The sequence below is a fragment of the Lentzea alba genome (genome assembly GCF_047445655.1).
GTDB lineage: Bacteria > Actinomycetota > Actinomycetes > Mycobacteriales > Pseudonocardiaceae > Lentzea > Lentzea alba_A.
Genome location: NZ_JAJAEG010000028.1, coordinates 79354 through 93857 on the forward strand (window position 1 = coordinate 79354; position 14504 = coordinate 93857).

The 14504-nt window shown below is 70.0% G+C and carries 14 protein-coding genes; 7 read left to right on the top strand and 7 right to left on the bottom strand.

Annotation, left to right across the window (positions count from 1 at the left end; translation table 11 throughout):
- The first annotated feature begins 28 nt into the window (after positions 1-28).
- The 6 genes from LFM09_RS36990 to LFM09_RS37015 are packed head-to-tail and all read left to right on the top strand — an operon-like array spanning position 29 to position 5742.
- Complete coding sequence (locus LFM09_RS36990; protein WP_414101258.1) at positions 29-919, top strand: glutaminase; 891 nt, start codon at positions 29-31, stop codon at positions 917-919.
- Between the two features lie 28 nt (positions 920-947).
- Positions 948-2264 carry a M20/M25/M40 family metallo-hydrolase gene (locus tag LFM09_RS36995; protein WP_414101324.1) on the top strand — a complete coding sequence of 439 codons (1317 nt, stop codon included), beginning with the start codon at positions 948-950 and terminating at the stop codon, positions 2262-2264.
- A 10-nt stretch (positions 2265-2274) separates the two neighbouring features.
- Positions 2275-3060: an SDR family oxidoreductase gene (locus LFM09_RS37000; protein ID WP_414101259.1), complete on the top strand. Its 786-nt coding sequence runs from the start codon at positions 2275-2277 to the stop codon at positions 3058-3060.
- Between the two features lie 20 nt (positions 3061-3080).
- Positions 3081-3749, top strand: a complete 669-nt coding sequence (locus tag LFM09_RS37005; protein ID WP_414101260.1) for a hypothetical protein — start codon at positions 3081-3083, stop codon at positions 3747-3749.
- A 55-nt stretch (positions 3750-3804) separates the two neighbouring features.
- Complete coding sequence (locus LFM09_RS37010) at positions 3805-4638, top strand: alpha/beta fold hydrolase (protein WP_414101261.1); 834 nt, start codon at positions 3805-3807, stop codon at positions 4636-4638.
- 15 nt (positions 4639-4653) lie between these two features.
- Complete coding sequence (locus tag LFM09_RS37015; protein ID WP_414101262.1) at positions 4654-5742, top strand: hypothetical protein; 1089 nt, start codon at positions 4654-4656, stop codon at positions 5740-5742.
- Here LFM09_RS37015 and LFM09_RS37020 read toward each other — a convergent pair.
- The 3 genes from LFM09_RS37020 to LFM09_RS37030 form a co-directional block, all read right to left on the bottom strand.
- Positions 5739-6173: a hypothetical protein gene (locus tag LFM09_RS37020; RefSeq protein ID WP_414101263.1), complete on the bottom strand. Its 435-nt coding sequence runs from the start codon at positions 6171-6173 to the stop codon at positions 5739-5741. The two genes, LFM09_RS37015 and LFM09_RS37020, sit on opposite strands and share 4 nt — an antisense overlap.
- A 187-nt stretch (positions 6174-6360) precedes the next feature.
- Entirely contained in the window at positions 6361-10011 is a 3651-nt protein-coding gene (locus LFM09_RS37025; protein WP_414101264.1) for a helix-turn-helix domain-containing protein, read from the bottom strand.
- A gap of 46 nt (positions 10012-10057) precedes the next feature.
- Positions 10058-10768, bottom strand: coding sequence for a helix-turn-helix domain-containing protein (locus tag LFM09_RS37030; RefSeq protein ID WP_414101265.1), 711 nt, complete (start codon positions 10766-10768; stop codon positions 10058-10060).
- Positions 10769-10838: 70 nt separating this feature from the next.
- Between LFM09_RS37030 and LFM09_RS37035 the strand changes: the two genes are divergently transcribed.
- Positions 10839-11804 carry an aldo/keto reductase gene (locus LFM09_RS37035; RefSeq protein ID WP_414101266.1) on the top strand — a complete coding sequence of 322 codons (966 nt, stop codon included), beginning with the start codon at positions 10839-10841 and terminating at the stop codon, positions 11802-11804.
- Here LFM09_RS37035 and LFM09_RS37040 read toward each other — a convergent pair.
- From LFM09_RS37040 to LFM09_RS37055, 4 genes are all read right to left on the bottom strand, one after another.
- Positions 11771-11983 (bottom strand): DUF5703 family protein, encoded by a 213-nt coding sequence (locus tag LFM09_RS37040; RefSeq protein WP_030465938.1) that lies wholly within the window; start codon positions 11981-11983, stop codon positions 11771-11773. The genes LFM09_RS37035 and LFM09_RS37040 overlap by 34 nt on opposite strands.
- Entirely contained in the window at positions 11980-12639 is a 660-nt protein-coding gene (locus LFM09_RS37045) for a YncE family protein (protein ID WP_414101267.1), read from the bottom strand. The genes LFM09_RS37040 and LFM09_RS37045 overlap by 4 nt, the downstream gene beginning before the upstream one ends.
- A gap of 133 nt (positions 12640-12772) precedes the next feature.
- Positions 12773-13456 carry a carbonic anhydrase gene (locus tag LFM09_RS37050; protein ID WP_414101268.1) on the bottom strand — a complete coding sequence of 228 codons (684 nt, stop codon included), beginning with the start codon at positions 13454-13456 and terminating at the stop codon, positions 12773-12775.
- Positions 13457-13506: 50 nt separating this feature from the next.
- Complete coding sequence (locus LFM09_RS37055; RefSeq protein ID WP_414101269.1) at positions 13507-14472, bottom strand: aldo/keto reductase; 966 nt, start codon at positions 14470-14472, stop codon at positions 13507-13509.
- Positions 14473-14504 lie beyond the last annotated feature (32 nt).

The following is a 14504-nucleotide window of genomic DNA, read 5'->3' on the forward strand; positions in this document are numbered from 1 at the left end:
CTCCTCGTCCCGTGATGGGATGGGCGGCATGGAGCTCCAGCAACTGGTGAGCAGCATCGCCGCTGATGTCACACCGGATGGCGCCGTCGCCGACTACATCCCGGCGCTCGCCAGGATCGACCCGCACGCCTTCGGCCTCGCCGTCGCCACACTGGACGGCGAGGTCTTCGGCGCGGGGGACTTCGAGACGCCGTTCTCCATCCAGAGCATCTCCAAGGCGTTCATGCTGGCCCTGGCCCTCTCCCAGGGCGACGACGTCTGGTCGCGCGTCGGCCGTGAGCCGTCCGGATCCCCGTTCAACTCGCTGGTCCAGCTGGAGACCGAGCAGGGCATCCCGCGCAACCCGTTCATCAACGCCGGCGCGCTCGTCGTCACCGACCACCTGGGCTACGGCGCCGCCGACAAGCTGCTCAAGTTCCTGCGCCGGGAGAGCGGCAACCCGGACGTCGACGTCGACCCCGAGGTCGCGAAGTCCGAACTGGACCATTCCGACCGCAACCGCGCGCTCGCGCACTTCATGGCCTCCTACGGCAACATGCGCAACAACGTCGACGTGGTGCTGCACGAGTACGTCCGGCAGTGCTCGATCGAGATGAGCTGCGCGGACCTCGCGCGGGCCACCCTCTTCCTGGCACGTCACGGCGTGCGCAACGACGGCACGCGCCTGCTCGCGGTGAGCGGCGCGAAGCGGGTCAACGCCGTGATGCTCACGTGCGGCACCTACGACGCCGCCGGCCAGTTCGCCTACCGGGTCGGCCTGCCCGGAAAGAGCGGCGTCGGCGGCGGGATCATCGCCGTCGTGCCCGGGAAGTGCGCGATCGCCGTCTGGAGTCCGGGGTTGGACGCACGGGGCAACTCCGTCGCGGGCCTCGACGCGCTGGACCGTTTCACCACTCTCACAGGCTGGTCGGTGTTCTGACTGGTGGTAGGAAGACTGGGTGAGCACATTGGGGAACGCACTGGCACAGGCAGAGGACGAGGTCGTCACCCTCGTCAGCGAGCTGATCAGGATCGACACCACGAACACGGGTGATCCCGCGACGCTGGTGGGGGAGCGCAAGGCCGCCGAGTGGGTGGCGGAGAAGCTCGAAGAGGTCGGTTACGAGACCACGTACGTCGAGTCCGGGGCCAAGGGCCGCGGCAACGTGATCGCGCGTCTCGCGGGCTCGGATCCGAGTCGCGGCGCGCTGCTGGTGCACGGCCACCTCGACGTCGTGCCCGCCGACGCGAGCGAATGGTCTGTGCACCCGTTCTCCGGTGCCGTGCAGGACGGGTACGTGTGGGGGCGCGGCGCGGTCGACATGAAGGACATGGTCGGCATGACGCTGGCCCTGGCCAGGCACTTCAAGCGCAACAACGTCGTGCCGCCGCGCGACATCGTGTTCGCGTTCCTCGCCGACGAGGAGGCCGGCGGGCTCTTCGGGGCGAAGTGGCTGGTGGAGAACCGGCCGGAGCTGTTCGAGGGCGTCACCGAGGCGATCAGCGAGGTCGGCGGCTTCTCGATCACACTGAAGGACGACGTCCGCGCCTACCTCGTGGAGACCGCCGAGAAGGGCATCCGCTGGCTCAAGCTGCGGGTCAAGGGCACCGCGGGCCACGGCAGCATGATCCACCGCGACAACGCGGTCGCGAAGCTCGCCGCCGCCGTCACGAAGCTCGACCAGCACAAGTGGCCGCTGATCGTGCGCCCGTCGGTGCGGGAGTTCCTCGACGGCGTCTCGGAGATCACCGGGCTGGACTTCCCCGAAGACGACATCGAGGGCTCGATCGGCAAGCTCGGCGCGCTGTCCCGGATGATCGGCGCGACGCTGCGCGACACCGCGAACCCGACCATGTTGTCCGCGGGCTACAAGGCGAACGTGATCCCGTCGACCGCCGAGGCCACCGTCGACTGCCGGATCCTGCCCGGCCGCGAGGAGGCGTTCGACCGCGAGCTCGCCGAGCTGCTCGGTCCCGACGTCGAACGCGAGTGGGTCGGCCTGCCGCCGGTCGAGACGACGTTCGACGGCGCTCTCGTGGACGCGATGACGGCGTCGATCATCGCCGAGGACCCCGGCGCCCGTGTGCTGCCGTACATGCTGTCCGGTGGCACCGACGCCAAGTCGTTCCAGCAGCTCGGCATCCGCAACTTCGGCTTCTCACCGCTGAAGCTGCCGCCGGACCTGGACTTCTCCGGCCTCTTCCACGGCGTGGACGAGCGCGTTCCCGTTGACGCCCTTAAGTTCGGTGTGCGCGTGTTGGACCGTTTCCTGCGCAACAGCTGAGGAGAACGTTGTGTCCACAGTGGATTTGACGGGTCAGGTCGCGTTGGTCACCGGCGGCGCGGGCGGGATCGGCGCAGCCGCGGTGCGCCGGCTCGCCAAGCTCGGCGCACGGGTGGCGGTGCTGGACCTCAACGCCGCTGGGGCACAACGGATCGCGTCGGAGGTCGGCGGGATCGCCATCGCCGGTGACGTCGTGGACCCGGCCACGATGCCGGCCGTGGTGAAACAGGTGGAGGGCGATCTCGGCCGGCTCGACGTCGTGCACCTCAACGCGGGCATCGGCGGCGGGCAGGCCGGGGTCGACGACGCGTTGGACGTCGAGCGGTACCGCAAGCTGGTCGGGGTCAACGTCGACCACGTCGTGTACGGCGTGTGCGCCGCCGTGCCCGCGTTGCGCAGGCAGGGCGGCGGGAAGATCGTGATCACCGCGTCGCTGGCCGGGCTGGCGGCCATGCCGGCGGATCCGTTGTACACGCTGACGAAGCACGCCGTCGTCGGGTATGCGCGGGCCGCCGGCAAGGCGCTGGAGGCCGACGGGATCACGGTCACCGCGCTGTGCCCCGGGTTCGTCGACACGCTGCTGCTCGGCGCCGCGAAGGAGGAGTTCCACGCGGTGTCGTTCCCGCTGCTGACGCCGGACGACATCGCCGAGGCGCTGCAGACCGTGCTCGGCGAAGGCGCCGCGGGGGAGGCCTGGATCATCCAGCCCGGCGGGCAGGCGTCGGCGTACCGGTTCCGCGGTGTGCCCGGTGTCGCCGGCCGCACGCCACCCGATGTGGTGCTGGGACGCGCCTGATCGACACGCGCCCTGCTGTAATGCGCGGTGTGGAACCAGCGTGGCGGCGGCCCACCCGCGGCGAACACCGGTGGCCGGCCTCGCTCGCGGTGCTGGCCGTGGTCGGTTTGCAGCTCACCCTGCCCGACGACCTGATCGGCGTCACGCAGTGGCTGATGCCGGGCGTCGAACTGGCGCTGTTCGCCGTCCTCCTGGTGGCCAACCCCGGCCGCATCGAACGGGACTCGTCGGTGCTGCGAGCGGTGAGCCTGGGACTGATCGGCGTCATCAGCGTGGCCAACGCCTGGTCGGTGGCGCTGCTCGTGGACTGGCTGATCACCGGTTCCGGTGGTCAGGACGCCGCGACGCTGCTGCGGTCGGGCGCGGCGATCTGGCTGACGAACGTGATCGCGTTCGCCCTCTGCTACTGGGAGCTGGACCGAGGCGGCCCGGCGGCGCGGTCGGCGGGGGAGCAGGACCTGCCGGACTTCCAGTTCGTGCAGATGAGCGATCCGTCGCTGGCACCGGCCGACTGGGAACCCCGGTTCGCCGATTATCTGTACCTGTCCTTCACCAACTCGACCGCCTTCAGCCCGACCGACGTGATGCCGCTGTCGCGGTGGGCGAAGCTCGCGATGATGCTGCAGTCCGCCGTGTCGCTGGTGACCGTCGCGCTCGTCATCGCCCGCGCGGTCAACGTGCTGAAGTGACTTTCCCGGTTCTGTCTCGTTAGGACGAACAGACGAACTCGGCGAAGGGAAGACGATGGTGCGGCTGGAGGACGGGACCGAGCTCAACGTGGTGCGCACGGGCGACCCGGACGCGGAGATCACGATCGTCCTGGCGCACGGTTACGCGCTCGACCACCGCAGCTGGCACAAGGTCGTCGCGCAGCTCGCAGAAGAGTTCCAGGTCATCGCCTACGACCACCGCGGGCACGGCAAGTCGGCCGCCGCCACCAAGGAGACCGCGACGATCGAACAGCTCGGCGAGGATCTGGGGGAGCTGATCGAACGGGCTGTGCCGAGCGGTCAGGTCGTGGTCGTCGGGCACTCGATGGGCGGCATGGCGGCGCTGGCGATGGCCGAACGGCGGCCGCGCCTGTTCCGGCAACGCGTGCTGGGCAACGTGTTCGTGTCCACGGCGGCGAGCGGACGTTCGGAGACGTCGCTGGCGTGGCCCAAGGCGGTGGGCAAGCTCGTGCGGGAGCTGGAGCGGGCGTTCGGGCCGATCGTGCGGGCGGTGCGGGAGAAGATCGAGCCGACCAAGACCGCGGGGCTGCGGTGGTGGCTCTTCGGCGACCAGCCCGACGACGCGGACGTCGAGCTCACCGCGGACATGGTGTGGGGACAGTGGCCCGAGACGGTGGCGTTGTTCCGGCCCGCCGTCGACCGCTACGACCGCGAGGCGGGACTGACCGTGGCCAAGGAGAAGGCCGTCGTCGCGGTGGTGGGGGACGAGGACCGGCTGGTGCCCGAGTCGGACGCGGCCAGGTTCGGCGGAACATCGGTCATCCTGGCCGATGCCGGACATATGCTTCCCCTGGAACGGCCCGCGGAGATCGCCAACCTGATCCGCGAGGTGGCCGCGCGGGCATAGCTTGGGGGAGCTCCGGTGCAGTACCTGGAACCGCGGACGGACGTGCCTGCGAAGGACGACTGGTCGACCGGCCTGATCCTGCAGGACCTGCGGTGGGGTGCCCGCGCGCTCGGCGCAGTCGCGCTCGTGGCGGGTGCCGGCGCGGCGGCGTGCTTCTTCCTGCCGACGACGCCCGGCAACGTCGGAGCGCTGGTGATTCTTTCGCTTGTCGCGCTGACGTGCGGGCTGGCGCCGCTGATGTACCGGGTGGAGACCCGTCCCCGACGGCGCGGCCTCTTCGACGAGCCGTGGCGGCGCCTTCCGGCCACCGTCGCGGAACGGGACGACAGTGCGACGGATCGCGTGCTGCTCGACGGGCTGGTGCTGAAGGGCTGGTTCGACGACCTGCCGGACATGGTGCTGGAACGCCAGGAGGTCTTCGTCTGCGGACCGGACGCCGATGGAAGGGCGGTCGTCCGCGCCGCCGGGTTCGCCAAGTGGCACAACGCCAAGGCCGACACCGGTGAGCACACCGCTCGCGAACGGGTCGAACGCCCACTCCTGCGCCCGCTCGACGACGAGGCGACCTTGCGGGCGTACAAGGGCCTGCGGTGGGGTGCCCGGTCGTGGCTGTGGTCCGCCGTGCCCTGCGGCGTCGGGGGAGCGCTGGTCCTGCTCAGCCTGTTCCCGCTCGCGCCCGCGGGCCTGGTGACCGGTGGTCTGCTGCTGGTCCTCGGCCTGCTCGGCATTCCGACCGCGATCGAGGTGGGCCGCTGGTACCGCGACGCCGTCGCTGCCGTCGACAACTCGTGGCAATGGACGCCGGTGCCGATCACGCTGTTCCCGTGGAAGCCCGGTCAGCACGTCGCCGGGCTCGCGGACCTGCCGGGAGGGCTCGCGCTGGTCCAGTTCGTGGTCCCGGAGCTGGACGTGATCGCGAACATCGCCGACACGGGTGTCATGTGGATCGCGGGCACGCACGGTGACGTCATCGCGGTGGGCGTGCCGAAGGTGCCCGTGCTGACGTTCGCCGCGGTCCAACGCGATCGGGATGTCCCGGAGGAAGACCCGATCCCGTGGATTCAGCGGCTGCGCACGCCTGACTTCAGCGGCCTGCCGCGCTAGGCACGGGCGCGGCGCCGGCCGGGCGGCCTGCCGAAGAGCCGTACGTGCTCGTCGACCAGCCAGTCCTTCAGCGGCGCCCACTCCGGGTGGTGGTTGAGCACCAGCAGCCGGTGCATCCACCAGTTCGGGTCGTCGTGGCGGGGGAACGCGGCGAGCCACGCGGCGCGCTCGTCGGCCGACAGGCCCCACAGGTGGGCGAGCTGGCCCTGGGCGTCGGTGTCGAGCTGTGCCGTCACCTGTCCGTTCTCGGTGTGCCACTCGGCGCGCAGCTCGCGCAGCACGGCGATGGCCTGTTCGTCACCTTCGGCGGCGGTGACGACGACTGTGTGCAGGCCCTGCGCCGCGGCTTCGGCGAGCAGGGCACGGGCGGACGTTTCGTCGTGCGGCAGTGCGCTGTGCGCGACCCCGACTTCATGCGGCACGAGCTCCATGACAACGAATCTGATCACATCAACAACTAATCCGGTAGATTTTATTGCTTCAGTGTTGACTGAAGACTCGCCTCTGCCCGGTTGCACGTCGCAGTTGGACGAACGTTGTTGTAAGGCGCCCTGGCATCGACACCACACAACGTTTTCGCACTACAAAGGGCGTCGAGAGGAACGGTGAGGATGTTGTTCAGCAGAGAGGCCTCGGCTCGACGCCGGGGAAGTAGTGCTCCCAGCGCTGAGTGGACAGGTGCGCCGTCGTAGTCGCGCACACGCGGGAGGCCGTGGCCTCCACGTCGATGTCCCACACGCGAACCGTGCGGTCGGTGCCGGTCGTCGCGATGGTGTGGCCGTCGGGCGCGAAGGCGACACCCCACAGCCGATCGGTGTGACCGTGCAGCACGGCGCGCTCCGTCGGGTTCGCGGGGTCGCGCACGTCCCACACGCGCACCAGGTCGTCCGTTGTGCCCGCCGCGATGAGAGTGCCGTCGGGGGAGAAGGCGAGGCGCTGCAGCGGCGCGCCGTTGTTCGGCAGGGTGCCGAGCTTGCGGGGCTGGGCAGGGTCGCGGATGTCCCACAACGTGGCTGTGCTGTCCATGTTCGCGAAGGCCATGAGGTCGCCGTGGATGACGACGCTCATGACCACCGATCGGCCGGCCTGGCCACCGCGCTGAATGGGGCGCGTGTTGTCGTCGGTGCGGATGGTCGGGTGAGCGCGCGGCTGTGCGGGGTTGCTGACGTCCCACAGCTGCAGCTCGCGGCTGCCTCCCGCGACGACGAGGGTGCGGTCGTCCGTGGTGAAGTGCATCTGCTGCACCACCACGACGTTCGGGATCGACGGGACCGAGAACTGGCCCACGCGGACCGGGGCGGCCAGGTTCGAGACGTCCCAGAGCTGGACCGCGCCGTTGTGGTCCGCGGTGGCGAGGAGCTTGCCGTTGTTGCTGAACTTGGCCGCGGAGACCCAGTCGGAGCCGGTCGGCACGTCCGAGAGGCGGCGCGGCGCGGCGGGGTCGACGGTGTCCCAGATCGTCCTGCCGGTGCCGGTGGAGGCGAAGAGCGCGTCGCGGTGGGGGTGCGCGGCGACGGTGATCGCCTCTTTGTCCGGCTCCAGCGGGAGTTGGCCGATCTCCTGAGCGTGGCGGTCCTCTGGCCGCCACAGCCTGACGGTGCCGTCGGAGGAGGCGGTCGCGAAGAACCTGCCGCGCCGGTCGTAGACGAGGTCCCACGCGGTGTCGGTGTGCTGGGGGTGGGGGAGGTTCGCGAGGTCGAGCAACCGGACCTCGCTGTCGGTGCTGGTCGAGACGAGGTAGCGGCTGTCGGAGCTGAACGCGAGCGACCACAGGGTGTCGGTGTGGCCGGACATCTCGGCGACGACGCGGAACGTCTTCGGATCGCGCACGTCCCACAGCTTGGTGCTCTTGTCGCCGCCGCCGGTGGCGAGAAACCGGCCGTCGGGGGAAAACTCCAGGGTGTGCACCGAGAAGACGTGTTCGGTCGCGGAGCCGATCAGGCGCGGGGTGCGGGGATCGGCGACGTCCCACAGCCGCACGTCGCCGTCGCCGGCGCCGGTGGCCATGACCTTGCCGTCGGGGGAGAAGGCGACGGCGTCGATGGAGGCCTTGCCGCCGTACGGGTCGACGGTGGCGAGACCGGCTCCGGTCGCGAGGTCCCAGAGCTTGGCGGTGCCGTCCCACGACGCGGAGGCGATGACGGTGCCCGCCGCGTTGAGCGCCAGGTTGTGCACGAGATCGGTGTGCGCCTCGATGGTGCGGACCAGGGTGGCGCCGGACGGGGAGAGGGTCCAGACGCGGACCGTGCCGTCCTTGCCGGCGCTGACGAGGGTGCGCGCGTCCTTCGTGAGCTGCACGGCCTGGACCTGACCGTCGTGGCCGCTCACGTGCGCCTTCTCGACGGGGTTGCGCGGGTCGTGGACGTCGTAGAGGCGGATGAGGCCGTCCCAGCTCGCCGTGACGAGCAGCGTGCCGTCGCTGCTGAACACCATGTGGTGGGTCGCGTCGTCGCCGGCGTCGACGCGGCCGAGCTCGGCGGGGTGGTTCGGGTCGGCGAGGTCCCAGAGGATGATCTTCTTGTCGTCACCGACCGTCGCCATGACCTTGCCGTCGGGGCGGAACAACGCGTAGGAGGTCGCGTCGGTGTGGCCTTTGACCAGCGTGACCTGCGGGGCGGAGAACGTGCTGAGCAGCGCGTCGCGGGCGGCGGGCAGGCCGGTCAGGCGGTAGGCGGCGAGCCTCAGCTGGGAGGCGAGACCGGGGTCCTGGTCCTGCAGCACGTTGGCCTCGGCGATGGCCTTCTGTGCGAGCGCCATGGTCTGTTGCTCGGTGGTCTGCCGTTGCGCGCGCACGGCGAACACGGTCGCGGTCGTCGCCACGAGCAGTAGTGCGGCCAGTAGCGCGACGACGCGGCGCAGGTTGGTGGTGCGGCGCTTCTCGGCGACCTGGTGGCGTTCGGCAGCGGCCTTGCTGGCGTCGAGGAACGCCTGCTCCTGGGCGTTGAGGGCGGAGGGTTCCCTGGCGGCCCAGTCGGAGGTCTGCGCCAGCGGCACGCCCCGGTAGAGCGAGCCGGGGTCGCGGTCGTGCGCCTCCCAGTCCGCGGCCGCGGCGGTGAGCCTGCGGTGCACGCGCATGTCGTCGCGTGCCTCGGCGAGCCAGTTCGTGAGGCGTGGCCAGCTGCGGATGACGGCTTCGTGGCTGATCTCGACGCTGTCGTCGTCGACGGTGAGGATGCGCGCGTTCGCGAGGTGTTCGACGACCTCGTCGGCCGCCAGCTCGTCGCGCCTGACGCGGCGTTTGGTGTCCTCGGTGCCCTCTCCGGGGTTGACCAGGCGCAGGAACACTTGGCGCGCTTGGGTTTGCTGCTGTTCGTCGAGTCCCGTGTAGGCGAGCTCGGCGGTGTTCGCGACGGCGCGGGCGATGCCGCCGCTCTCGTGGTAGCTGGTGAGCGTGAGGGTGTTGCCGCGCTTGCGTTGCCACGTCTCCAGCAACGCGTGGCTGACGTGGGGGAGGACCCCGGGTTCACCGGTGGCGTCCGCGATGAGCCGGGCGACGAGGCCCGTTTCGAGTGCGCAGCCGACCTCGACGGCGGGCTGGGTGATGGCCTTGCGCAGCTCGTCGGTCGTCATCGGGCCGACCACGACCTGGGCTTCCTCGATGGCGGCGACCAGTGCGGGGTAGCGGGCGCAGTGGCCGTAGAAGTCGGCGCGCAGGCCGATGACGGTCTTGCCGGTGCGTTCGGTGAGCGCCGCGATGAACTCGTCGCGGTGGGGCAGCGCGAAGATCTCCTCGAACTGGTCGACGACCAGCATGTTCTCCGTCTGGGGGAGCGCGGGGTGGGTGCCGGGGGTGATCAGTTCGCCGTCCTTGCGGGCGAGCAGACCGGCCCGCAGCACCGACGACTTGCCCGACCCGGACGCGCCGACGACGAGAACCGTGTCGTGGTGCTCCAGCTTGCCCAGCAGCCGCCCGACGAGCCGCTCGCGGCCGAAGAACCGGTCGGCGTCCTGTTCGGTGAAGGCCTTCAGCCCGACGTAGGGGGAGTCGGCGGTGGGTTCCTCGGTGTCGGCCTCGCCGATCTCGCGCCAGCGCTGTTCCCACAGTTCCTCGTCGCCGCCGCAGGCCCGCACGAACGCGAGCGCGACCGCCAGGCTCGGTAGCCGCTGGCCGCGTGCGGCGTCGGCGAGGGTGCTGGCGGAGTAGTGGGAGAGCCGGCCGAGTTCGCGGTAGCCGGGGGAGCCGGCTTTCTCGCGGAGCTTGCGGAGGTCGAAGGCGAACTGTTCGACAGGCCCGGCGAAGGGGTCGAGCGGTCGTTCCGGGCGAGGCATGACGGAGATTCTTTCATCCGTGTCTGGCTCATCATTCTCTATAGCTTCAGTGTTGACTGAAGTAAGTCACCAACCGGTGTTCGTCTTCGCCTGGAAGCAAAAGCGTCTCGAACGCCACGACGAGGTCGCCCCAACGCTCGGTGCCGGTCGTCGGTGGGAGAGCGGCGGCGGTGTCGTAGCGGTCCGTGAACGCGGCGCCCGCGGTGATCGAGAGTTCGAACGCGAGAGCGATCGCGCCGTGGTCACCGAGGTCGGCGGCCGCTCGCAGTGCGGCGGCGCGGTCGTTCGCAACGGTCTCCCAGTCCGGGTAGAACTCCCTGCCGTGCGGGCCGAACGCGAACCGGATGACGTTCTGGGCGTCGATGAGCTTCTGGAACGTGGCGGTGCACGCGAGGACGTCGCCGGCGGGGTTGAGCACGCAGGCGGGGGTGGGTTCGAGGGCTTTGAGCAGCGCTTGGACGGTGGGGCGCAGGGGAGCGGGCGGCGGTGGCTGGCAGGAGTTGTCCGCCTTGATCAGCCGGTACAGGTGGACGCGCTCGTCGGCGGTGAGGTCCAGTGCGTTGGCGAGTGCGACGAGGATCTGGCCGGAGGGGGAGCGGTCGGTGCCGCGTTCGAGGCGGGTCAGGTACTCGACGCTGATGCCGGCGCGCTCGGCCAGCTCGCCGCGGCGTAGTCCCGGGGTGCGGCGGCGGGTTCCGGTCTCTGGTGGTGTGGTCGCTTCTCGGCGTGCGCGCAGGAAACGGCCCAGGGCGTTCATCGTCTTCGAGCTTAGAGGGGCCCTGAGCGGGTCTCCCTACCGGTTTCGGTGCCGGGTGATGCTGTGGATCATGCGATACCGACTGTTCGGGCGGACCGGTCTGCGGGTCTCCGAGATGTTGCTCGGCACGATGACGTTGCGTTCGGTGGAGGACGCCCGGCGGGTGATCGACGTGTACGCCGACGCCGGTGGGAACTTCCTCGACACGGCCTCCGCGTACGGGGAGAGCGAGGAGGTTCTCGGCGCGGTGCTGGGGGAGCGGCGGGACCGGTTCGTGGTGGCGACGAAGTACACGTTGTCGCGGGACGCCGGCGATCCGAACGCGGGCGGGAACCACCGCAAGAACCTGGTGCTGTCGCTGGAGCAGTCGTTGCGGCGGCTGCGCACGGACTACGTGGACGTGCTGTGGGTGCACCTGTGGGACCGGCACACGCCGGTCGAGGAGACGATGCGGGCGCTCGACGACGTCGTGCGGGCGGGGAAGGTGCTCTACGTCGGGGTGTCGGACGCGCCGGCGTGGTTCGTGGCGCGGGCGAACACCCTGGCGGAGTGGCGGGACTGGACGCCGTTCTCGGGGTTGCAGGTGCCGTACAACCTGCTGCAGCGCGATGTGGAGCGGGAGTTGCTGCCGATGGCGTCGGGGCTGGGGCTCACCGTGGCGGCGTGGGCGCCGTTGGCCGCGGGGAAGCTCTCCGGCGGCACTTCGCGGTTCGATCGGCTCACCGGGCGCGAGGAGGCTGTGGCTTCCGAGGTGCGGGCGGTCGCTCGTGAGCTGGGCGCGACGCCGGCTCAGGTGGCACTGGCGTGGGTGCGTGCGTCCGGTGTGTTGCCGCTGGTCGGGGCAAGGACTCCGGAGCAGGTTGTCGACTGCCTGGGCTCAGGCGGGGTTGTGCTGCCGCCGGAAGCGGTCGCGCGCCTTTCGGCCGCGGCCCCGTTCGAGCGGGGCTTTCCGGCGGACTTCATCGCCGAGTGCGAGGCGAGCCCGTTCGCGTTCGGCTCTGGTCAGGTGATCAGGCCGGGCAGCAGTGCGGGCTGACGTTTGCGACGGAGCCAGACCTTGCGGGAGCCGTCGCCGTAGAGCAGCGTGCGGGAGAGTTCCCAGCCCGCGAACTCGGCGTGGATGGCCAACTGCGTGGTCGCGGTGCGGCGGGAGATGCCGGGCGGCAGACGCAGCGGCCGGTACTCCCAGTCCCCGTCGATCACCCCTTCGTTCATGGCGAGATCACCTGTATCCCTCCGTTGTCGCCGGACGTGACCGTTACGCGTCCGGTCTCCTGGTCGACGCTGACGGTGTTGGGCTGACGCACGGTGGAGAACCGGTGCTTCTCGGTCGGTTCGCCACCGGCGACGTCGAGTCCGACGACCTCGTTCCGCTCGGTGAGCGTGATCCACGCGATGTCGCGCTTGGCGTCGTAGGCGATGCCGTAGGGGCTGCCGGGGACGGGGTAGCGCTGGCGCATGATCAGAGGGTTGATGGAGAACGCGATGAACTCGCCGCCGCGGGTGTCGACGACCAGCAGCCTGTTGAACCGGTCCGGAACCGCGTTCGTGGCGCCGTCGCCGGCCCTGAGGCCGGGCCCTCGGGTCTCCGCGCCCTTGTCGTCCTTGGTCATCTCGAACACCGCGCTGCGCAGCTGGTCGAGCTCGACCTTGCGGCCGTTGACCTCGAACCTGAGCGTGGTGTCCCCGGCGGTGAACGGCTTGCCGCCGGGGGTGATGGCACCGGGCGGGGTGCCGGTCTGGGCGGGGGAGTCGGCCGGCAGCGCGGCTTCGAGCTTTTCGGCTACCTGCAGCGGATCCTGTGACGTCTCGCTCTGTCCGCACGCAGCCAGAGTTGCGGTGGTCAAGAGCAGTGCAGCGAGCCGGCGCAAGATCGGGTCCTCCTGAGGTACGTCGTGGTCTACCAGCATCCACGACGTTCGTCCGGAGGTCACGTAAGGGGTGGGGTGAAACCCGATCGGCCTCTTTGTGCAGTTATCTCTATTGCTTCAGTGCAGACTAAAGCTAGTGCTTGTCGAGTTTGACGACCCGACCTGAACTCAGGTCATAAGAAGCAGCAACGAGGCCGAGGGCGTTCCTGGCCACGGCGTCGCGAATGATCACGCTTCGTTCCTGCAGGATCTCGGCGGTGCGGCGGGCCTGTTCGGCGACGCAGGCGGCGAGGAACTGGCGTTCGTCGGCGCGCGGCGGGGTGGCGCGGACGGCGGGTTCGATGGTGCGGACCAGGGTGCTGATGTCGCCGGTGACGTGGCCTTTTCCGCGGACGACGTCGATGGTGGCGCTGACCGCGCCGCAGCCGGCGTGTCCGAGGACGACGACGAGCGGGACGTGCAGGTGTTCGACGGCGTACTCGATGCTGCCGATGACGCTGGAGTCGAGGACCTCGCCGGCGGCGCGGATGGTGAAGATGTCGCCGAGGCCGTCGTCGAACACGATCTCGGGTGGGACGCGGGAGTCCGCGCAGCCGAGGACGCACGCGAAGGGGTGCTGGCCGTCGACCAGTTGTTCGCGCCAGTGGCCGGTGGCGTGGGGGTGGATCTGGCGGCCTTCCACGAACCTGCTGTTGCCTTCGAGGAGGCGGTTCCAGGCGTCGTCGGCGGCTTTGGGGTCCGCGGCTGCGGCGGCGGGTGTGGTGACCAGGGCGGTCGCGGTGAGGCCGACGAACGCGCGGCGTGTTAATTCGGGCACGGCGCGCAACGTAGACCTACTCCGTTCGGCCTAATGTCGCGGGGTCCCGTTCAGGGCATCGGGCGTTCGGGATAGCCGAGCTCGATGGCGCTGACGTCGTCCAACGCCGCCCTGATCGCGGGCGGGAGGGTCAGTTGCTCGGCTTCCAGCGACGCGATGAGCTGGTTCGTGTCCCGGGCACCCACGACGGGAGCGACGACACCGGGCCGGTCGCGCACCCAGGCCAGTGCCACGCACAGCGCCGAGGTCCCGAGTCCGTCCGCGGCGGTGGCGACGGCCTGCACGATCCGGGCGGCGCGTTCGTTGCGGTGCTGTTCGACGTAGCCGGCGAAGTGGGCGGAGGCGCCGCGGGAGTCCGGTGGTGTGCCGTTGCGGTACTTGCCGGTCAGCACGCCACGGCCGAGCGGTGCCCAGGGCAGGAGTCCGAGACCGTGGTGCAGCGCGGCGGGTGCGACCTCGCGTTCGATGCCGCGTTCGAGCAGCGAGTACTCGACCTGGGTGGAGATCAGCGGGAACGTCGACGGCGTCATGACGGCGGTCGCGAGCTGCCATCCGCTGTAGTTGGAGATCCCCGCGTACCGTACCTTCCCTGACGAAATCGCCTGGTCCAGCGCCGACAAGGTCTCCTCGACGGGCACGTTGGCGTCCCAGGCGTGGAGTTGCCAGAGGTCGATGTGGTCGACGCCGATGCGTCGTAGTGATCCGTCGAGTGCGTTGAGCAGTGCCCCACGCGATGCGCCGCCACCGAATGGTCCTTCGGTGCGGCGGGCGACGGCTTTGGTGGCGAGGACGAGCTCTTCGCGGGGGACGACTTCGCCGAGGAGGCCGCCGAGGATGCGTTCTGCTTCGCCGTCGGTGTAGACGTCGGCGGTGTCGATGAGGGTGCCGCCGGCGTCGGCGAAGGCCATGAGCTGGGTGGCGGCCTCGTCCGCGTCGGTGTCGCGGCCCCATGTCATCGTGCCCAGTGCCGTCCTGGACACGCGGAGGCCGCTGCGGCCGAGGTATCGCTGTTCCACGTGCGCGATGCTAAGGGGTGATCATCGGCTGA